This window comes from Deltaproteobacteria bacterium (assembly GCA_029210625.1).
Lineage (GTDB): Bacteria > Myxococcota > Myxococcia > SLRQ01 > SLRQ01 > JARGFU01.
Genome location: JARGFU010000004.1, coordinates 163,417 through 184,109, shown reverse-complemented (window position 1 = coordinate 184,109; position 20,693 = coordinate 163,417). Strand labels below are relative to the sequence as shown.

General features: G+C 71.6%; 11 protein-coding genes. 6 read left to right on the top strand and 5 right to left on the bottom strand.

The features are described 5' to 3' along the window. Positions 1-130 precede the first annotated feature (130 nt). The 3 genes from P1V51_05430 to P1V51_05420 all read left to right on the top strand — a co-directional run bounded on the left by P1V51_05430 (position 131) and on the right by P1V51_05420 (position 2,384). Entirely contained in the window at positions 131-283 is a 153-nt protein-coding gene (locus P1V51_05430) for a hypothetical protein (GenBank protein ID MDF1562464.1), read from the top strand. 13 nt (positions 284-296) lie between these two features. Next, a complete protein-coding gene (locus tag P1V51_05425) occupies positions 297-1,178 on the top strand; it encodes a B-box zinc finger protein (GenBank protein MDF1562463.1) in 882 nt (293 codons plus the stop codon). Positions 1,179-1,241: 63 nt separating this feature from the next. After that, positions 1,242-2,384: a hypothetical protein gene (locus P1V51_05420; protein MDF1562462.1), complete on the top strand. Its 1,143-nt coding sequence runs from the start codon at positions 1,242-1,244 to the stop codon at positions 2,382-2,384. 7 nt (positions 2,385-2,391) lie between these two features. Here the strand turns inward: P1V51_05420 and P1V51_05415 are convergent, their stop codons facing one another. Both P1V51_05415 and P1V51_05410 read right to left on the bottom strand, forming a co-directional pair. Beyond that, on the bottom strand, positions 2,392-3,939 hold the full coding sequence (locus P1V51_05415) for a pitrilysin family protein (GenBank protein ID MDF1562461.1): 1,548 nt from the start codon (positions 3,937-3,939) through the stop codon (positions 2,392-2,394). Continuing rightward, positions 3,939-5,300, bottom strand: coding sequence for a pitrilysin family protein (locus tag P1V51_05410; protein ID MDF1562460.1), 1,362 nt, complete (start codon positions 5,298-5,300; stop codon positions 3,939-3,941). Before P1V51_05410 ends, P1V51_05415 begins: the two co-directional genes overlap by 1 nt. A 139-nt stretch (positions 5,301-5,439) precedes the next feature. Here P1V51_05410 and P1V51_05405 point away from each other — a divergent pair, with 139 nt between their 5' ends. After that, complete coding sequence (locus P1V51_05405) at positions 5,440-8,472, top strand: SNF2-related protein (protein MDF1562459.1); 3,033 nt, start codon at positions 5,440-5,442, stop codon at positions 8,470-8,472. An 18-nt stretch (positions 8,473-8,490) separates the two neighbouring features. Here P1V51_05405 and P1V51_05400 read toward each other — a convergent pair whose 3' ends face one another. Further along, positions 8,491-10,221 carry a tetratricopeptide repeat protein gene (locus tag P1V51_05400; protein MDF1562458.1) on the bottom strand — a complete coding sequence of 577 codons (1,731 nt, stop codon included), beginning with the start codon at positions 10,219-10,221 and terminating at the stop codon, positions 8,491-8,493. 42 nt (positions 10,222-10,263) lie between these two features. Beyond that, entirely contained in the window at positions 10,264-12,183 is a 1,920-nt protein-coding gene (locus P1V51_05395; GenBank protein MDF1562457.1) for an acyl-CoA dehydrogenase family protein, read from the bottom strand. Positions 12,184-12,337: 154 nt separating this feature from the next. Between P1V51_05395 and P1V51_05390 the strand changes: the two genes are divergently transcribed. Together P1V51_05390 and P1V51_05385 are read left to right on the top strand one after the other, a co-directional pair. Continuing rightward, complete coding sequence (locus tag P1V51_05390) at positions 12,338-14,416, top strand: choice-of-anchor D domain-containing protein (GenBank protein MDF1562456.1); 2,079 nt, start codon at positions 12,338-12,340, stop codon at positions 14,414-14,416. 160 nt (positions 14,417-14,576) lie between these two features. Next, entirely contained in the window at positions 14,577-18,731 is a 4,155-nt protein-coding gene (locus tag P1V51_05385; protein MDF1562455.1) for a MopE-related protein, read from the top strand. Positions 18,732-18,799: 68 nt separating this feature from the next. Here P1V51_05385 and P1V51_05380 read toward each other — a convergent pair whose 3' ends face one another. Then, positions 18,800-20,482 (bottom strand): hypothetical protein, encoded by a 1,683-nt coding sequence (locus P1V51_05380; protein ID MDF1562454.1) that lies wholly within the window; start codon positions 20,480-20,482, stop codon positions 18,800-18,802. Between the last annotated feature and the right edge of the window lie 211 nt (positions 20,483-20,693).

The following is a 20,693-nucleotide window of genomic DNA, read 5'->3' as shown; positions in this document are numbered from 1 at the left end:
TGGACGGGGTCGTCGTGGAAGCGATTTCATCCGGAGGGGGCTTGCCCCCGGAGGCGCGATCGGAGGTAGGCTTTCCTTCCGGCCCGATCGACCGGTGAGCGGGCCGCGAACCAAACACAAGGAACTCGCCATGCGCTTTCTCTTTGCCATCGGAATCGCCGCTCTCTTCCTGATGCCCGGCTGCGCCGGCAAGCAGAAGAAGGAAGAGGCTCCGCCTCCCCCGCCCGCCGAGGAGACCGCCCCGGCTCCGGCCCCGGCGCCCGCGCCGGTCAGCCCGCTCTAGGATCCCGTTGGGCGTGACCTCACCGGAGCTGTCCCCTCACCCCCCGCTGGCGGTGGAGGGTGAGGTGGGGCCCGCCTGCGCCAAGCACCCGGACGCGCCGGCCGCCGCGATCTGCGAGCGGTGCGGCGCGTTCGCTTGCGCGGGCTGCCTGGCCTTCGTGGCCGGGAAGCCCTTCTGCGACACCTGCCGCAGGCGCGAGGACGTCGACTACACCCGGGCCATCGAGGCGAAGTTCCGCGGCCGCCGCGACGCCTTCGTCTGGTTCTTCGGCCTCACCGGGACCCTGGGCAACCTCGTGGTGCTCGGCACGCTGATCTTCGCGCTGGCGATCCCCGAGGAGCTGGAGCTCGGGGTCCCCGGCGGCGTCCTCTCGGCGCTTCCGCAGATCGTCTTCGCGGCGATCGCCATCGTCGTCTACGGCGCCTACTTCCTGCTCAAGCCCTGGGCGCGGCTCGGGCTCTTCGGGTTGATCCTGCTCGGGGCGGTCTCGAACGCCCTGACCTTCGCCGGCACCGAGGAGGGGATGGGCTTCGGCTTCGGCGCCAGCCTCGGCCGGCAGGTGCTGCCCTTCATCTTCTTCCTCTCCGCCTACAAGAGCACCCGCAACCAGCTGGCCTTCGACCTCGAGGTACCCCGGGAGGCGCTGGAGAAGATGTACCGGGCCTACTACGACAACCAGCTGGCGCGGGCGGGCTTCGTCCTCTCGCTCTTCTCCCTCCTGGTCCCCGGCCTGGCGCTCCTCTCGGGCATCCTCTCCTTCATCGGCCTGCGGCGGGTGAACGCCGAGTCGGTGCCCCCGGTGGGCCGCAAGAAGACGGCCATCGCCGGGGTCGTGCTCTCGGTGATCGGCCTCTTCACCGGCGGCCTGCTGGTCTTCGGCGCCCTCGCCGGCTGATTTGCCTGCGGCCCTCGGGCGCTGCTATGGGGGGCTTCTTCCCCCCGAGACCAGGAGCCCCCCGTGCGCAGCCTCCGCCTACTGCCCGCCCTCGCCCTCCTCGCCCTCTCTGCCTGCGGTCACCCGCACCTCCAGCCGAAGGCCTCCCTCGGGCCGGCCGCCCAGACCGAGCTGGGGAGCCGCTGGTACCGGATGGAGCTCTCCTCCGGGCAGCGCATCGGCTTCATGCACCTGAAGATCGAGGACGCCGCGGGCGAGGCCAAGGCCGCCTACCGCGTCACCACCGAGGGCGTCTTCGCCATGGGGCCGGTGGAGATGCAGATCACCGAGCGCTCCCTCCTCGACGCGAGCTTCTCGGCGGTCTCGGTGAAGAGCGAGAAGAACCAGCAGCTCCCCGACCAGCCGGCGATGAAGGAGTCCTCGCTGATGCAGCGCGCGGGCAAGGGCTGGGATCGAAAGCTCAAGGGCAAGGACGACCACGCCCCGCTGGACGTCCCCTACTTCGACGTGACGCCGGGGGTGGCCCTGCTCGTCGAGCGGCTGCCGCTCACCGACGGCGCGAAGTGGAGCCTGCCCTCCCTCCTCTGGACCGACCGGATGAAGGGCGAGCAGGCCAAGCAGCGCACCATCACCCTGGAGGTGCGCGCGGCGAAGTTCCAGCACGACGGCAAGGAGGTCGTTGGCTACACCGTCACCGTGACCAAGGACGACAAGCCCGGCGAGGACGTCCTCCACGTCGACGCCAGCGGACGCATGCTACGCCTGACCACCAGCGACGCGCCGATCCGCCTGATCGCCACCACCGAGGAGCTGGCCCGCAAGGAGGACGCCCCGCAGGTCATCGACCCCGGCAGCCCGCAGTATCCGCTCACCCGCTACCTCGAGGTCCTGGCCGGCCTGGCCGAGCCCGACGCCCTCGACGAGGTCCTGGACTGGGACGCCATCCTCGCCGACATGTCCGAGAAGCTCGGCCAGCCGCCGACGACCCCGGAGGCCCGGGAGGCCACCATCGCCAGCATCAAGGCCGAGCTCCACGGCAAGGCCGCCGAGAAGCTCGACGCGAAGATGATCCAGCTGGCGGTGGGCATGACCTCGGTCGAGATGCGCGGGGAGCAGGCGCTCCTCTCGGGGCCCGGCGGGGGCGCCCAGGTCTTCGTGGTCGAGAAGCGGGGCGAGCGCTGGGTGCTCGTCGAGCTGCCCCGCTAGCGCGCCGCTACTTCAGCGCCTTGCCCTCGGGATCGGTCTTCTTCGCCGGCCCGAGGATCTTCACGAGATCGGCCTCGATGACCTTGGTGTCGCCGACGATCGTGAAGAGGAGCTGACCCTCGGGCACCAGCTGCCCGGCCAGCTTCTGCAGCGCGGCGGCGTCCACCGCGCGGATCTGCTTCTCGTAGTCGTCGTACCAGGTCAGGGGCAGGCCGTGCGCGGCCAGCGCGCCGAGGGTGCCGGCCACTTCGCCGTTGGTCTCGAAGCGCGTCGGCAGGGCCCGGATGAGGTTGAGCTTGGCCTTCTCCAGCTCGTCCGCCGGCACCGGCGTCGTCGCCAGCTCCCCCACCATCCGCAGGATCTCCTGGACCGCGTCGGCGGTCTTGGGCGTGTGGAGCGCCGAGGCGATCAGGAAGGGGCCGCGGCCGCTGCGGTCCACCTGCATCGCCCGGATCCCGTAGGTGTAGCCGAGCTGCTCCCGCAGGCGGTTGTTGAGGCGGCTGGTGAAGCCACCGCCCAGGAGGGTGGTGAGGACCTCGAAGGAGGCGTAGCGCGGATCGCTGCGGCTCATGCCCACCAGGCCGGCGCGCAGCTCGCTCTGGGGAGCGTCCGGGCGGTCCACCAGGGTGAGGCGGGCGGCCTTCTTCGCCGGCGCGGCGGCGGGGGCCTTGAGCTTCACCTTCTTGCCCTTGCCCTTGAAGCGGCCGAGGCGCTTCTGCACGTTCTGGCGCAGGGCGACGATGTCCACGTCCCCGGAGATCACCAGGACCATGTTCTCTGGCCGCCAGGCCTGCTGGTGGAACTTCTTCACCGCCGGGGCCGAGAAGCCCTTCACGCTCGCGACGAAGCCCTCGGCCGGGTGCCCGTAGGGGGTGTCGGCGCCATAGAGGGTCTGCTCGAAGACCAGGGAGGCGACCTCCCGCGAGCGGTCCTGCCGGGTCTTCAGGTTGTCCACGGTCTCTCCCTGCACCCGCTTGATCTCGGCGGGCGAGAAGGAGGGCCGGGTGAGGATCGAGGTGAAGAGATCGAAGGAGGCGTCGAAGGTCCGGGCCAGGGTCTGCATGCTGATCCAGCCGTGGTCGGCCGTGACCCCGGTGTGGAGGGTGGCGCCGAGGCGCTCGACCTCCTGGGCGATCTGCATCGCGCTCCGCTTGCCGGCCCCCTCGTCCAGGAGGTCGGCGGTGAAGGCCGCCAGGCCCGGCTGCTTCTTCGGATCCGCCGCCGAGCCCGCCCCGCGGGCGATCAGCTCGATGGAGACCAGGGGCAGGGTGTGCCGTGGCTGCACCACCACCTGCAGGCCCGAGGGGAGGGTGAAGGTGGTCGGGGCCGGGGGCCTGAAGGGGCTCTCGGCCCGGGCCTTGGGCGGGGTCGTCCAGTCCTCGATGCCGCTCTTGGCCCAGGGGGCCTTGCGGGGACCCTCCTCCTCGGCCGCCGCGGCGCTCGGCTCGGCCGGGGCGGGCGGGGGAGGCGGCGGGGCCTCGTCGACCTTCTGCTTGCCGCCGCAGGCGAGGGAGAGGAGGAGGAGGGAGAGGAGGATCGGCAGGGGCGTCTTCATCACTCGGCCTCCTTCTTCGGCCCGATGACCAGGGTCACCCGGGCGCTCTTGGGCAGCCACTTCTTCACGGCCTCGCTGACCTCACCGGCGTCCACCTCGCGGTAGCGCTCCAGATCCCGGGCGAGGTAGTCGGCGTTGCGGGCCTGCACCCGGTACCAGGCCAGCTGGATGCCCCGCCAGAGGCTGGACTCGAGCTGCTGGAGGAACTCGGACTCCCGGACGTTGCGCGCCTGCTCCATCTCCTTGAGGGAGGCGGGGGTCTGGCCGAGGGCCTCGATCTCCTGGAGGACCTTCTGCTCGAGCTCGGCCGGGTCGACCCCCGGGCGGGCGGTGACCACGATCTCGAAGGTGCCGCCGAGGACCTCGCCCTCGAAGCTGGCCGAGACGTCCTGGGCGATCTTCTCCTGGTAGACCAGGCGCTCGTGGAGCCGGCTGGACTTGCCGCCGCCGAGGATCCGGGCGGCCAGGTCGATGTGGGGCTCCTCCCGGCTGAAGACCGCGGGCCCGCGGTAGGCCAGGTAGAGGCGGGGCACCTGCACGTCGTCGGTGGCCGAGAGGGCGGCGCTGCCCTTGAGGGGCTCGGGCGTCGGGACGTAGAGGGGGGCCGGCACCGTGCCGCCGGGGATCCACTCCAGGTACTTCTTGGCCAGGGCCTTCACCTCCTCGGCCTGCACGTCGCCGGCCACCACCATGACCGCCCCCGCGGGGATGTAGTGGCGGTCGAAGAAGCCGATGACGTCCTCGAGGCTCGCGGCGTTCAGGTCCTCCTGATAGCCGATCACCGGCCAGTGGTAGGGGTGCCCGTCGGGCCAGAGGGCCTCGCGCAGGAGGATGTGGCTCATCCCGTAGGGGCGGTTCTCGTAGGACTGCCGCCGCTCGTTGAGCACCACCTCGCGCTGGTTGTCGAGCTTCGCCTGGTCGATCTTCTCGGTGAGCCCCGCCAGGCGGTCCGCCTCGATCCAGAACATCGTCTCCAGGAAGTTCGACGCCGCCGTGTTGTAGTAGACGGTCATGTCGCTGCTGGTGAAGGCGTTCGAGTAGCCCCCCGCGCCCTCGAGGAGCACGTCGAGGAGGCCGTCGGGGATGTGGGCCGAGCCCTTGAACATCAGGTGCTCGAAGAGGTGGGCGAAGCCCGTGCGCCCCTTCTTCTCGTGGGCCGAGCCCACGTCGTACCAGGTGATCATCTGCACCTGGGGCAGGGAGCGGTCCGGCAGCACGTAGATCTCCATCCCGTTGCCGAGGGTGAAGGTCTCGTACTCGAGCTTCGGTCCCGAGGCGTCCGCGGCAGCCGCCGGGGCCGGAGGGAGGCCGAGGCCCGCGAGGACCAGGGCCAGAGGAAGGATCGGGCGAGGCGTGCGCATGGAGGACTCCCCTTCTTTGTTCGCGCGAGGGACGCCCCCTTCTATCGCGATGCCGGCTTCGCCCCAACCGCTGCAGGAGCCCTCCGCCGGGGCCCCGTCGGTGGCGTTTCGTGGCGGCGGTGATAGGTTGCGCCGCCCTATGCGACAGCTCCGACCCGGCCAGCTCATCCGCTACCTCCCCCAGCCCTCCTGGGGCGTCGGCGACCTCGTGGAGGTCCTGGAGGCCGACCGCCAGGCCTGGGCGTCCTTCCCCGGCCGCGACGAGCCGGTCCTCCTGCCCTCCCGGGCCGACGTCCTGCGGCCGGTGGTGCTGGAGAAGGGCGACAAGGTGGTGGACGACGAGGGGCGCCAGGCCGAGGTGGTGGCCGCCCTCGAGGTGCGCGACGACCTGCAGTACTACCGGGTGCTCTTCGCCGACGGCAGCAAGGAGGAGGTGCGCGAGGACCGCCTCCACGCCGCCCTGCCCCCCTCGGACATGCTCTCCCACCTGGTGGCCGGCACCGGGGGCAGCGCCAAGGCCTTCGCCCTGCGCCGGGACGGCCTGAAGCTCGACGCCGAGCGGCGGACCAGTGCCCTGGGGGCCCTCTTCGCCTCCCGGGTGATGCCCCTGCCCCACCAGATCGCCGTGGTCGACCGGGTGCTCGGCGCCCGCTCCCCCCGCTTCATCCTGGCCGACGAGGTGGGCCTCGGGAAGACCATCGAGGCCGGGATGATCTACTCGGCCCTCAAGCTCTCGGGCCTGGCCCACCGGGTGCTGATCGTGGCGCCCAGCCACCTCACGGTGCAGTGGCTGGTGGAGTTCGCCGGGAAGTTCAACAGCCTCTTCACCCTCATGGACGGCGATCGCTTCAAGCGGGCGAAGGCCGCCGACCCCAAGAAGAGCCCCTGGCGGGAGAACCCCAAGATCGTCACCAGCCTCGAGCTGCTGGCCCGCACGCCGAAGCACATCGAGGAGGTCACCCACCGGCGGGCGCGCTGGGATCTGGTGATCATCGACGAGGCCCACCACCTCAAGGGCAAGCAGGCCTTCGAGATGGCCCGCAAGCTCGCCCGCAACACCTGGGGCCTGCTCCTGCTCACCGCGACCCCGATGCACCTCGACCCCGAGGCCTACCACCGCATGCTCGAGCTCATCGAGCCGGACGTGGCCCCGAGCCCCTCGGCGCTGGCCACCCGCCTCTCCCGCCAGCAGCAGGTCAGCCAGGTCGTGCGCAGCCTGGAGGGGGGCGGCAAGCTCGCCGAGGCCCGCGAGGCCCTCCTCGAGCTCTTCCCCGACGACGCTCACATCGCCGGGGCGAAGAAGAAGGAGCAGCTCCTCGAGCACCTGGCCCGCCACTACAGCGTCTCGGCCTCCCTCATCCGGAACCGCCGGGCTGTGGTCGGCGGCTTCACCGAGCGCCGCCTCCACCGCCACCCGGTGAAGCCCAGCGCCGCCGAGAAGAAGGGCCGCCAGGCGGTGATCGACGCGATCCTCGGGGACGGCAGCCTCAAGGGCGCCCCCCGGGCGCGGGTGCTGCGCAGCCTCGAGTCCTCCACCGCGGCCCTGGCGGAGGCGCTGACCAAGCGCGAGCTGGACCTCGATCCGGTGCAGCTGGGGCTGCCCGAGGTCGACGCCAAGGCCGAGCGCTTCCTCTCCCTCCTCGAGGAGCTCGACGTCGGCGACCGGCGCACCAAGGTGCTGACCTTCACCGAGAGCCGGGCCACCCAGGACTTCCTGGAGAAGCTCCTGACCGACCGGGGGATGCGCTGCCTGACCTACCACGGCGATCTCGGCATGGTGGAGCGCGACCGCCGCGTTGCCCGCTTCCGCGACGAGGACGGGCCCCCCGTGCTGATCTCCACCGAGGTCGGCGGCGAGGGGCGCAACTTCCAGTTCGCCCACCACCTCATCTGCTACGACCTGCCCTGGAGCCCCGGCGCCATGGAGCAGCGCATCGGCCGCCTCGACCGGGTGGGGCAGCGCGAGCCGGTGGAGATCCACGTCCTCGAGCCCGAGGGCACCCTCACGGCCTTCGTCGCCGAGCTCTTCGACCGGGCGGTGGGGGTCTTCGCCGAGCCGGTGGGTGGCCTCGACTCGGTCCTGGAGAAGGTCGAGCAGAAGATCGGCGAGCTGGGGGTGAAGGGCGAGAAGGCCCGCGCGAAGTTCCTCGAGGAGCTGGCCGCGGAGGTCAGCGACGCCCGCGCCAGCCTGCGGGAGGCCTGGGACCCCCTCCTCGATCACCGCTCCTGCGATCTGGCCCGGGTGCAGGCCATCGCCGACCGGGCCGTCGAGCGCTTCGAGCTGACCGAGATCCTGGAGGAGGAGACCCTCCCCGATCGCTTCTGGGGCCTGGCCCGCGACCTCGACGAGCGCCTCGAGGACACGGTCACCCTGCTGGCGCGGCAGGTGGGGCTCGGGGTGGACCTCGACGAGAACGTCGACGCCTTCGAGTGCGCCTTCAACTTCGGGAACCGCCTGAAGGTCGACTCGCTGCCGGGCCTCTCCATCGCCCAGGAGCGCCGCGAGCTGGGCACCTTCTGGCGGGAGACGGCGGTCGAGCGCGACGAGATCTCCTACTTCGCCACCGGCCACCCGATCGTCGAGGCCCTCTTCGCCTACCTCCACGACGGAGAGTACGGGCGGGTCGCCTGGCGGCGCCTCAAGGGCCGGGGCAAGCCGCAGCGCGGCTTCCACTTCGTCTTCGAGCTCCTGCCCCCCGAGCCGGAGGACACCGCCCCCGGGGCCCTGGTGGCCTCGCGGCACCTCGCCCGCTTCATGAAGACCTGGATGCTGGAGGTCGCGGTGAGCTGGGGGACCGACGGCAAGCTGAAGGTGGACGCGGACCTCCTGTCGAAGCTCGAGCGGGCCGGCGACAACCTGCGGGGCGCCCAGCTCGACGCCATCGCCCCGGGCCGGGAGAAGATCATCCCCAAGGCCGCGCAGGTGGCCGTGAAAGAGGCGATGAAGCAGCTGGCGGCCCTGCAGGACGAGGCCGAGCAGCGGATCGGCGCCGAGGCCGAGGAGCGGATCGAGCAGCTGGGCCACGCCCTCTCCTTCCAGGGGGTGCCCGCCGAGACCATCGAGAGGCAGCTCGGCGCGCTGGCCGAGCACTACCGCGACCTCGGCGACGTCCTCGAGCAGATCGACCTCGACCTCGACTCGGTCAGCGGCTTCGTGATCGGCGGCGACTAGGCGGGGGCCGCCGGCTCCCTACCCCCCGTTGGCCTCGACCTGATCGAGGCGTTGCAGGCTGCGCTTCGCGTCCGCGTTCGCGGGATCGAGGCGCAGGGCCGCCTCGAAGGGAGCGCGGGCCTCGGCGAAGCGGGCCTGCCGCGCCAGGGCCACGCCGAGGGCGACGTGGGCGCGGGCGTCGCCGGGGAGGGTGGTGATCGCCCGGCGGGCCGCGTCCTCCGCGGCCCTCAGGTCGCCGAGGTCGGCCGTCACCAGCGAGAGGTTGATCAGCGCCGCGCCGAGCTTGTCCTCCGAGAGGCGCGCCGCCTCGGCGAGGAAGCCCCGGGCCAGCGGCAGCGCCCCCGCCTTCCGGGCCTGGTTGCCCAGGGAGAGGGCCGCCTTGGCTGCCGTGCCCCGGCGGTTCTGCTCCAGGGCCTGCTCCAGCGCGAAGGTCAGGGCCTCACGGGCCTCGCCCTCCCGGCCCGCCTCGAGCAGGGCGTTGCCGAGGTTCAGCTGCACCGAGGGATCGGCGGGGTTCGCGGCGGCGGCGTCCTGCCAGAGGGCGAGCCCGCTGGACCAGACCGCGACCCGGGAGACGCTGCCCAGGACGAAGGGGCCGAGGAGGACCGCCGCCACCGCGAGGGCGCGGCGGGAGCGCAGCCAGACGGCGCCCAGGGCCGCGACGCCGAGGAGGGGCAGGTAGAGGTAGAGCTGGGTGAAGCGGGCCGGGGCCGCCAGCCACCCGGTCACCGGCAGGAGGGCGAGCACGAACCAGCCCAGCGCGAGCAGCCCCCGGCGCGCGTCGCGCCGCCAGAGGAGGGCGCCCGCGGCGAGGAGGAGGGCGAGCGCGGCGCCGCCCAGGAGGGGGCCCGGCTCGGGCAGGGGGTGGACGACCGAGAGCCCCACCGGCACCAGCGCCAGCACCGCGTAGCGCAGGGTGAGCTCGGGGCCGGCGAGGAAGGCCAGCGGGCCGCCGGGGGCGAGGGCCGCCTCGGTGTAGGCCGGGGCCTCGGGCCAGAGCGAGCCGAGGGCGCGCCAGCGCAGGGCGAGGTAGAGCGCCGTCGCCAGGGCGAGGGCGGCGAGGAGGAGGGCGCGCTCCCCGCGGGAGCGCTCGGGCAGCCCCGGCGTCCCGGCCGGCAGGAGCGCGAGGAGGCCCAGGGCCGCGCCGCCGGCCACCGCGCTCTCCTTGGAGAGGAGGGCGAGGAGCAGCCCGGCCGCCGCGCCGAGGGCGGCGAGGGGGGCGCGGCGCAGGCCCAGGGCGGCGTGCAGGGCGAGGAGGAGGAAGAGGGCGGCGAGCGGATCGGTGCGGGAGGTCACGTTCACCGCCGGCATCACCACCACCGGGTGGAGGGCGAAGAGGCCGGCGGCGAGCGCGGCCGGGAGGGGCCCGGCCCCCAGCCGGCGGGCGAGGAGGAGGAGGAGGAGGGCCACGCCGAGGTGCAAGAGCAGGTTCAGGGCGTGAGGCCCCACCGGCGAGGGGCCGAAGGCCGCCCGCTCCAGCAGGTAGGTGGCGATCACCGCCGGGCGGTACATCCCCGAGGCGTAGGGCTGGGCGCTCCCCCCCCAGAAGTCGCTCTCGAGGGCCGCCGCCAGGGCGGCGCCCAGCCCCTCCGGCGCCGCGATCAGGGGGCTCTCGGCCACCAGGGCGCCGTCGTCCCAGGCGAAGGGGAAGGTGAGGGCGCGGCCGTGCACCGCCGCGATCCCCAGGACGACGAACGCGCCCGCCGCCACCCAGGGTCGTCGAGCCAGGATGGCGATGAGCGCGTCCATGCTGCGGACAGGATGCCGCAGGTCTTCTACCGAAGGCTACCTTCAGGCCGCGTCACGCGGGGCGTGGTGCTCCTCGGCCGGGGCCTCCCCGCCGAGGCCCTCGCTGGCCCGCAGGCGCTCGAGGGTCTTCTGGCCGGTGTGGACCACCAGATCCCAGTTGTAGCGGACCCGCGGCTCGACCCGGTCGATCCACCGCTCGGCCCAGATGCGCCGCTCGGGGAACTGCTTCGCCTGCTTGACCAGGGTCTCGGCGATCATCACGTCCGAGAGGATCCGGGTGAGGCGCTCGGCGTGGAGCAGGCCGTAGGAGAAGTCGCGCTTGGGGTCCATGTGGGTGAAGCGATCGAAGAAGTCCGGCAGGGGGCCGTCCAGGGCCTCGGACCACTTGCGCTTGGCGATCTTCAGCAGGATGTGCTGCTGGGCCGAGTAGGCGAGGGACTCGATGGCGTGGAAGCGCCGGTCGAGCTCGTCGCTGGCCTTCACCGCGTTGAGCTTCGCCATCGCCAGCTTGCGCAGGAAGCGCTGGGGCTTCTTCATCGCGCCGGCGAGGTGGTCCTTGAGGACCATCAGGGCCTGGATCTGCGAGGTGCCCTCGTAGACCGGCAGCACCAGCGAGTCGCGCATCAGCTTCTCGGCCGGGTAGTCCTTCATGTAGCCGTTGCCGCCCAGGATCTGCATGGACATCCGGCTGGTCCAGACGGCGGCCTCGCTGGCGACGTACTTGAGGACCGGCGTGCGCATCCGGGCCTTCCAGCCGTTCTTCTTCGCCTTCTTCTTGAGGGCGTCGGCCTCGGCGGCGTGGGCCGGCAGCTTCGCCATCATCTCGTAGCGGAAGGCCAGCTCCTCGCAGACCGCGGCGTCCATGGCCAGCGCCCGGATGCCCACGATCGTCTCCTCCATCTCCTCGAGGTAGTCGTGGATCATCTCGTGCTTGTCGATGGTCTTGCCCATCGACTTGCGCTCGGCGGCGTACTCCTTGGCGACCCGGAAGGCCTCCTCGCAGGTGGCCAGCGACTCGAAGCCCACGCCGATGCGGGCGTTGTTCATCAGCATCAGCATGTAGCGGAAGCCCTCGCCCTCCTTGCCGACGAGGTCCCCGAGGCTGTCCTCGAACTGCACCGAGCAGGTGGCCGAGCCGTGGTGGCCGATCTTCTCCTCGAGGCGATCGACGAAGGCGTTCACCACCGTCTCGCCCTCCTTCTCGATGGTGAGCGGCACCATGAAGAGGCTGATGGCGTCGAGGCTCTCCTCGTCCTTCGTCTTGGCCAGCACCAGGTGGTACTTGCCGTGGCCCGAGGTGATGAAGACCTTGTTGCCGGTGACCCGCCAGTTGCCCTCGTCGTCCTTCCTCGCCTTGGAGCGCAGGGCCGAGAGGTCCGAGCCGGCGCCGGGCTCGGTCAGGTCCATCGAGCCCCAGGCCTCGCCCGCGACGATCTCGGCGATGGCGTCGCCCCACCGGGTCTCGGTGATGTGGCCCTTCTCGTCGAACTTCGTGCTGCCCTCCTTCAGGGAGTACTGCATGAGGGTCGAGGCGATGCCGGTGTGGAAGCCGAAGTGGTTCATCACCGTCACGTCGGCCCGGGCGAAGAGCTCGCAGGCGATGAAGTAGATGATGGCCGGGGCGTTCATGCCGCCGAGCTCGCGCGGGAGGGTCAGGCCGTGGACGCCCATCTCCTTGAGCTGCTCGAAGATCGCGTCGAACTCGGGCGGGTGGACGATCTTACCGTCGATCAGGTGGGTGCCCTGGGAGTCGATCTTGGCCGAGACCGGCGCCACCTCGTCGGCGACGAACTGGCCGAAGAGCCCGATGATCTCCTTGTAGGTCTCCACCGCCTCCTCGACGTTCGCGGGGGCGTCGGCGGCGGTGAAGTTGCGCTCGACCGCCTCCACCAGAGTCTTCCAGTCGATGTACCGCTCCACGTAGAAGCGCAGGTCGTCGTTGTCGAGATAGAAGTTGCCCATGGCTGGTCTCCTTTGCGGGGGCGTCTTCGTTGACACCCCGGTCAATGAACTATTGCCACCTCGACGCGCCGCGTCAAGCACGGCGGGAATATGGGGTCTAAGGTGGGGCCAACCGTACGATTTCGACCCTCGAGGAGGGGTGACGATGCACGCCATGACGCGTCTGTGGATGATCTGCCTGCTCGCCTTCGCGGCGACCGCCTTCACCGGTTGCTTCACCGAGGACGACGACTCCGAGCCCGACGCCAGCGTCAGCGATGGCGGCGGCGACGGCGGGACGGATGGGGGCGGGGACTGCACCAGCGGCGACGTCCAGACCTGCACCTGCCCGGGTCAGGCCGACGGCCTCCAGGCCTGCCGGGCCGACGGCACCTGGGGCCAGTGCGCCTGCGCCGCCGACTGCCCCTCCGGGCAGCACGACGGCGGTGACGGCACCTGCGTGGCCCAGGGCACCTGCTCCAGCGGCTACCACGACGGCGGCGAAGGAACCTGCGTCCCTGCGGGGGCCTGCCTCACCGGCTACCACGACGGCGGCGACGGCTCCTGCGTGGCCGTGGGCCTCTGCCAGGTGGGCTACCACGACGGCGGCGACGGCGAGTGCGCCCCCGAGGGGACCTGCTCGGTGGGCTACCGCCCCGGCACCACCGGCACCTGCATCCCCCTCCAGTCCTGCATCGCCGGGCTCCAGGTCACCCCGACTCAGCTGCAGTTCGGTGATCTGCCGGTGGGGCAGACCGAGACCCGGTTCGTGACGATCGCCAACCCGGCCCTCTTCGATCCCTGCACCATCACCAGCGCCGGCCTCGCCTCGGGCACCGACGCGGACTACGTGCTGGAAGGGGGCCCCCTCGCGAACCTCACCCTCGATCCCGGGGAGGGCATCACTCTGGGCGTCGAGTTCGCGCCCACCGACGCGGGCGCCGCCTCGGGCTTCCTCACCGCCATCGACGAGCTCGGCGGGGTCCACACCGTCCGCCTCCTGGGCAACGGCCTGGACGTCGCGGCCTCGGTCTCGCCCACCGGTCACGACTTCGGCTCGATCGCCTACCCCTGCGGCACGGGCACCAGCCAGCTCTGCGTGAACAACGACGGCGGCATCGAACTGGCGATCACCAGCGCCGGCACCAGCGGCGGGCCCTTCACCCTCTCCGGCGTCCCGCCCACGCCGATCCTGGTGCCGGTGGGCGGCTCGGTCTGCTTCGGCGTCGTCTATGTGCCCTCGCAGGTGGGCCCGGAGAGCGGCATGGCCCTGATCGACGTGGCGCCCGGCGGCTTCTCCTTCGTCGTTCCGCTCAGCGGCGTGGGCGCCGCCCAGGGCACCGCCACCGAGACCTTCCTCCAGACCGCCGCGGCCAAGGCCGACATCCTCTGGGTGATCGACGACTCCTGCTCCATGAACGAGGAGCAGACCTCTCTGGCGACCAACGCCCCGCAGCTGATCACCTACCTCGATCAGCAGGGGGTGGACTACCAGATGGCCGTGGTCTCCACCGACGACACCACCGCCGGCGTCCCGCCCAACATCCCGGGCATGATGGAGCCCCAGGCCCGCAACCGGCCGCACATCGTCACCCCGGCCACGCCGAACCCCGCGGCGACCTTCGCCCAGAACGTGCAGCTTGGCACGAACGGCTCGCCGAACGAGGTGGGGATGCAGGTCGCCCGCCTGGCGCTCACCGCGCCGATGATCACCGACCCGGCCCAGAACGGCGGCTTCATCCGCCCCGACGCCTACCTCTCGGTGATCTTCGTCTCCGACGAGCCCGACTTCTCCACCGACACCGTGGACAACTACCAGGCCTTCTACGAGGGCATCCACGGCAGCGGGCGGCCCGACCTCTTCATCGCCTCGGCCTTCGTGGGGCCGCCGCCCACCCCGACCAACCCCACGGGCGGCTGCAACGGCAACGGCATGAGCGCCCAGGCCGCGCCGCGCTACTGGGACATCGCCGGGCGGACCGGCGGCGCCCAGGAGGCCCTCTGCTCGGGCAACTGGACCGCCGCCATGCAGGCCATCGCCGCCGGCTTCGGCCTGGTCTCCCGCTTCCCCCTCTCCGGCACCGCGGACGCCAGCGGCACCATGAGCGTCTGGATCATCGACGCCGGCGGCGCCCGCACCCCCGCTACCGGCTGGAGCTACGACGCCGGGGCGAACGCCATCGACTTCACCGCCGCCAGCGTCCCCCAGCCCGGCGAGACCGTCGAGGTCACCTACACCACCGTCTGTCAGTAGGGGTGATCGAAAGCCCTCCGGCGAGCGTAGACCCCCGTGGATCCTTGTGATCTCGGGCCCCTGCGGCCCGGGATCTTTCTGGGGCACTTTCGTGTTCCCACCCGCTCATCGAGCTAGAATGAACTCTTGGGCGTGCGAGAGGGCACGCCAGGAGGAAACCATGTTGCGGTCTCATCGTCCGTTCTCGTCCGTCTTCTCGGTCATCGTCTTCTTCGCCCTCCTCGGCTCGGTCCACGGCTGCTCCTGCGGCAAGGACGCCGACAAGGACAAGGTGAAGGACGCCGAGGACAACTGCCCGACCCTGGCGAACCCCGATCAGGCCGACGGCGACACCGACACCGTCGGTGACGCCTGTGACAACTGCCCGGCCGCCGCCAACACCGACCAGGCCGACCTCGACGGCGACGGCCTCGGCGATCCCTGCGACGACGACCGCGACGGGGACACCGTGCCGAACGACGGCGACAACTGTCCGGACGTCGTCAACACGGACCAGGCCGACCTCGACCTCGACGCCGAGGGTGACGCCTGCGACGCCGACGACGACGGCGACACCATCGACGACACCTCCGACAACTGCCCGCGGGTGGCCAACACCAACCAGCTCGACAGCGACGGCGACGGCGTGGGCGACGCCTGCGATCCGGACGGCGACGGCGACGGCGACGGCATCCTCAACGCCGACGACAACTGCATCGCGGTGCCGAACCCGGGCCAGGAGGATGCCGACTCGGACACCTACGGTGACGCCTGCGACAACTGCCCGGCCGACGCCAACCAGAATCAGGCCGACGGCGACATCGATCGGGTGGGCGACGTCTGCGACAACTGCCCGGCCGACGCCAACACCGACCAGATCGACGTGGACCAGGACGGCATCGGCGACGTCTGCGATCCCGAGATCCTCATGCCCCTGACCCTCCTCTCCCTCTTCCCCGAGGTGGGCTACCGCGAGGTCGACATCGCCTTCACCCTCACCGGCACCGGCCTCGAGGACCAGGCGACCCTCACCTTCGTCAACATCGACGACGCCACGGCGACCTTCACGCCGACCAACCTCGACTACACCGGTGTCGACACGACGCTCACCGGCACCATCCCCGCCGACGCCACCCGCCCCCAGGGCTACTACGACCTGCGGGTCGACAACCCGAACGGCCAGACCGCGACCCTGCCCTACGCCTTCCTGGTCTCGGTCTTCCCGCCGCCGGAGGTCACCGACGTCGATCCCCCGACCGCCTACAACGGCGATCCCAACGACAACATCCTCTCCGACCGTGCGGCCTCCCTCGCCGGCCTGAACTTCCTGCCCACCCCGACGGTGCAGTTCGTCCAGGTCGATCCGCCCAACGCGATCTTCGACGCGGCCTCGGTGGCCTACGTGGGCCCGACCGCCATCAACGTGGTGATCCCCTCCGAGAGCAAGCACATGCCCGCCGGCGAGTACATCGTCCGGGTCACCAACCCCGACGGCCAGGGCGCCGAGTGGGCCGACCGGGTCACCGTCACCGGCACCCCGCCGCCGGAGATCGTCAACATCGATCCCATGCGCCAGACCAGCGGTGACTTCGGCGATCCGGCCCAGGTGGTGACCATCACCGGCACCGGCTTCGACGACGCCACGCCGGCCACCGTCGCCTTCCTCCTGCCCGACGGCACCCTCGCGCCCCTGACCGTCTCGGGGATCACCCCCACCGAGATCACCGTCACCGACGGCGGCGCCTTCGGCACCAACGGCCAGTACCCGATCCGGGTGATCAACGGCGACGGCCAGTTCGACACCTTCTTCTCCTTCCAGATCACCCCGAACGCCACCGGCAAGCACCAGGTCACGGCCATGCCCGGCCCGACCCTGAACGACGGCCGGATGCGGCACGCCGGCTCCCTGGCCTTCGACGACTTCGAGAACGCCTACGTCTTCGTCTTCGGCGGCGTGGGCCTCGACGGCAGCGGCACCCGCGTCCCGCTGAACACCGTGGAGTTCAGCCGGATCTCGCCCTTCGGCGATCCGGGGGTCTGGTCCTACGCCAACCAGCTGGCCGACGACGGCGCCGGCAACCCCACCCGGGTGCCGGTGGCCATGAACACCGCGCGGGTCAAGCCGGTGGTCGTCCGCCTGAAGAACCGCTTCTACGCCATCGGCGGCACCGACAACGATCCCCACAAGGTCTCGACCGCGGCCCTCTCCTCGGTGGAGACCGCCCGGATCCTGGGCGTCGAGTCCATGCCCTTCCTCCTCGACCCCGACGCCAGCGGCGGCACCGGCCTGGCGGTGGGCTCCTGGTACTACCGGGTGTCGGCCATCTGCCCCGAGGGTGAGGGCCTGCCCTCCCGCGAGGCCTCGGTCATCCGCAAGGGCGGCGTGATCTCCCTGCAGTGGACCGCCCCCGACTGCGACGGCGGCACCCCCGCCACCGAGTTCAACGTCTACCGCTCGCTGGCGGCCGACGGCCGGGCCGGGACCGCTCAGCTCCTGGTCTACCGCCACCCCACCACCGCCTTCGCCGACGACGGCCAGGGCCTCCTGGCCCCCGCGCCGGGCCGCGCCCGCGGCATCCTCGCCGCCGGCGGCGCCCTCACGGCGGGCATCTACACCTACCGGGTCAGCGCGGTCCTCGACGTGGGCGGCACGCCCCACGAGACGGTGGCCGGCTACCGGATCCCCGTGCAGCTCAACACCGCCGACGTCAACGCCGGCGATCAGACCGTCGAGCTGCGCTGGAACCCGATCCCGAACGCCACCTACAACGTCTACCGCACCGACGTGAACGGCACGGACACCGGCCTCCTCGCCACCGGGCTGACCTCCGAGTCCTTCGTGGACGACGGCAGCGGCACCCCCGACCTGGGGACGCCCGCCAAGGACAGCCTGCGGCCGCTGCAGCCCGGCGACACCACCTACTGGGTCGACGCCCTCGACGATCAGGGCAACCCCCTGGTCCTGGTGACGCCCCGCGAGGGCGGCGAGGGCCAGGTGATCAACGTGGTCAACGAGAACGACCCGCTCGAGAAGCGCACCTTCGTCTACGTGGCCGGCGGTCGCACCGGGAACACCGGCGCCACGCCGGGTGTGCTGGTGGACACCATCGAGCGCTCCGAGCTGACCGCGGCGGGGCTCACCGCCTTCACCGAGCTGCCCCAGCGCTTCTCGGTCGCCCGGGCCTACTTCACCTTCCTGACCAACCAGGGCCGGGACGATCCCCTCCTGCCGCCGCCCCCGCCGCCGCCGCCCTGCGGTGACGCCGACCTCGACGGCTACGAGGCCAACATCTGCGGCGGCCCGGACTGCAACGACGCCGATCCGAACGTGAACCCCGGGATGACCGAGGTCTGCAACGGCATCGACGACAACTGCGACGGCAACACCGACGAGGGCGACGTCTGCGTCTGCACCACCCCCGACGAGGACGGCGACAACCACGACGCCATCTCCTGCGGCGGTGACGACTGCAACGATCAGGAGCCGACGATCTACCCGGGCGCCCCGGAGATCTGCGGCGACGGCATCGATCAGGACTGCAGCGGCGCCGACGAGCTCTGCTCCTGCACCATCGACGAGGACCAGGACGGCTATCTGCACTGCTCCTGCTTCGACAACCCCGAGTCGGTCTGCGACTGCAACGACAACGACGCCACCATCCACCCGGGCGCCGCGGAGATCGCCAACGACGGCATCGACCAGGACTGCGACGGCCAGGACCTGACCATCATCGGAGTCCTGCCGCCGGGCACCTTCAACGACGGCCCGGCCACGGCCATCGATCCCACCGAGCCGATCTTCCTCTTCGCCATCCACGGGCAGCAGAGCCTGGTGGCCACCACCGGCGCCTGCGCCGGCACCTGTGCCACCAAGTCGGTGAACAGCTGCGAGGTCAGCCGCGACTTCGCCGGCGGCACCGTGGGCGACCTGATCTGCGACAGCGACGGGGCCGGCGGCACCGGCGGCACCTTCTGGTGGGACTCGACCACCTCGACCTCGGGCAACGTGACCGCCTCGATGGGCGCCCACGGCCTCCTCTACCGCTTCAGCAACGCCGACTACCTGGTACTGCTCGGCGGCGCGACCGACGAGGACATCCCGGGCCAGCCCAACGGCCTCTCCGCCATCAAGGAGCCGCTGATCTACAACCAGGCGAACGCCGTGGGCGTGGGCTGCGACCCCTTCGACCCCGACTCCTCCCTGGCGAAGGACGTGGCCAGCAGCCGCTCCTACGGCACGATGATCCGGGTCTACTCCAACCTCTACGTGGTCGGTGGAGCGTTGGCGGGCACCGAGGACACGCCGGAAGCGTCCATGGCGTGGGCCCCGCAGTAGGAGCGAACCCTTCGGGTTCGGGCCCCTTTTGAGGCTTTGCCTCAAAAGGGGCGTGCTTGCCCGACTTCCTACGGGCAGGCGATAGCGCCGGAATACGCCTCGATCGACGTGTCGGTCGAGGCGTTTCCGCTCAGGGCGGCGAGGTCGACCTCGCCGGCCCGCCAGTAGGTGCCGACCTCGGCGGGTTCGAAGGTCCGCCGGCTCTCCAGCAGGGTCTGGCCCCGGTAGAGCACCTTGACCACGGCCTCGAAGCGCGCGGCGTGGCCGGCCTCGTTCCGGAAGAAGTGGACGCCGACGGCGTAGGGGGCGCCGCCGACGAGGGCCGCGCGGGGCAGGTGGAGGGTCTCCAGCCGGCGGGCGTTGGCGAGGCCGCTCTGGCCGTCGTCGTCGAGGCCGAGGAGCGGGTCGGTGGCGGGGTCGCCGTCGGCCTCGATCCGGCCGTCGCCGTCGAGGTCCTCACCCCAGTCCAGGCCGGAGCTGCCGTCGGCCGCCGGGAGGCAGGTGTCCCAGAAGCAGTCGAGGGGCGCGCAGAAGGGCGTCCCCCCGGGGGCGATCAGGTGGGCGTCGAGATCCACCGGCGCGGACCAGGCGAGCTCGACGACCAGGTCGTCGGCGGGGAGCGCCTGGAGCTCGAGGAGCGCGGGGGCCGAGGCGTCGCCCAGGCCGTCGAGGACCACCAGCTCGATCTGGTAGCTCCCCACCGCGTCGACCTGCAGCCAGGGGGCGGCGCTCGAGGTGCCGGGCGCGGGCCCGGCCAGGTCGTTCTCCAGGACCGCCGCCGAGGTGGTCGGCCGCGAGAGCAGGCGCCACTGGTAGGAGAGCACCTCGCCGTCCTCGGCGTCCCGGGAGCAGCCGGCGCCCGGGTGGGCGGTGAGGAAGAGGCGATCCCCCGGCCGAGGGGCGGGGAGGGCGCCGTCGCTGGCCAGCGCCGCGCTGCCGTCGAGGTGCTCGATCCCGGCGATCGCGGCGCAGGCCTGCGGCGTCGCGTTGACCGGCGCCAGGCCGCGCAGCTCGACCCGGGCCAGCGGCACCTCCAGGTCGTTGGTGAAGAGGATGAGCTCCCCGGCGGCCTCGCCCTGCTCGCGCCCGCTGAAGGTGAGGGGCAGCAGCACCGAGGCGCCCGGCGGCAGGGCGCCGCCCGCGAGGCTCACCCGGCTCTCGAAGCCCGCGGCCTCGGCCTCGGGGGAGAGGCCGGTCTTCTCGTCGAAGATCAGGAGCTCGGCGGCGCCGAGGTTCCTCACCAAGAGGTCTCGCACCGCGGTGCGGCCCCGGATCACCTCTCCGAAGTCGAGGGTGGGGGTCTCCCCGGGGGCGAAGCAGCGGGGCGTCTCGACCTCGGGGATCGCCTCGCAGAGCTCCAGCAGCGGGCTCCGGCCGAGGCCGCGCAGGGACACCTTCAGCGGCTCGCCGCTCGCGTCGGTCTCGAGGAGGAGCACCGCCTCGCTCGTCTCCTCGGCCACCGGCACGAAGGCGACGCGCAGCTCGAGCTCCCGGCCGCTCTCGAGGGGCAGGGGGAGCTCGTCCCCGGCGAGGGGCAAGAGGACGAAGGTCTCGGCGCCCTCGATCCGCAGGGAGGTGAGCTCGAGGGTGCCGCTGCCCACCGAGCGCAGCTTCAGGCCGGCCACGTGCTGGCCGCCCACCGCCGTCGCGGGGAAGTCGAGCGATCCCGGCTCGACCTCGAGGAGGCGGGTGACGCCGTCGAGGGTCTCTCCTGCCGCGCAGCCGCTCGCCGCCACGACGAGGGCCATCATCAACCCGAGCCCGAACCTCCGCATCAAGCCAGCGCTCCCCGGTCTGCTCGGCGTCTGAACGACCACGCACCCCGTTCGGGAGCGCGGACCCCGCCGAAAGAAGGGCGGAGTCTACCGTCCAGAACTCAGACGTCAATCGATCTCTCGATCGCGGCCCCTGGACAGGTGCACCGCGACCTCTAGAATGCGCGCCTTCCGAGCCCGGGCTCCT

Coding starts and splice junctions, on each gene's coding strand:
- P1V51_05430 (MDF1562464.1), top strand. CDS start 131: ATGCGCTTTCTCTTTGCCATCGGAATCGCCGCTCTCTTCCTGATGCCC.
- P1V51_05415 (MDF1562461.1), bottom strand. CDS start 3,939: ATGAAGACGCCCCTGCCGATCCTCCTCTCCCTCCTCCTCCTCTCCCTC.
- P1V51_05410 (MDF1562460.1), bottom strand. CDS start 5,300: ATGCGCACGCCTCGCCCGATCCTTCCTCTGGCCCTGGTCCTCGCGGGC.
- P1V51_05405 (MDF1562459.1), top strand. CDS start 5,440: ATGCGACAGCTCCGACCCGGCCAGCTCATCCGCTACCTCCCCCAGCCC.
- P1V51_05400 (MDF1562458.1), bottom strand. CDS start 10,221: ATGGACGCGCTCATCGCCATCCTGGCTCGACGACCCTGGGTGGCGGCG.
- P1V51_05395 (MDF1562457.1), bottom strand. CDS start 12,183: ATGGGCAACTTCTATCTCGACAACGACGACCTGCGCTTCTACGTGGAG.
- P1V51_05390 (MDF1562456.1), top strand. CDS start 12,338: ATGACGCGTCTGTGGATGATCTGCCTGCTCGCCTTCGCGGCGACCGCC.
- P1V51_05385 (MDF1562455.1), top strand. CDS start 14,577: ATGTTGCGGTCTCATCGTCCGTTCTCGTCCGTCTTCTCGGTCATCGTC.
- P1V51_05380 (MDF1562454.1), bottom strand. CDS start 20,482: ATGATGGCCCTCGTCGTGGCGGCGAGCGGCTGCGCGGCAGGAGAGACC.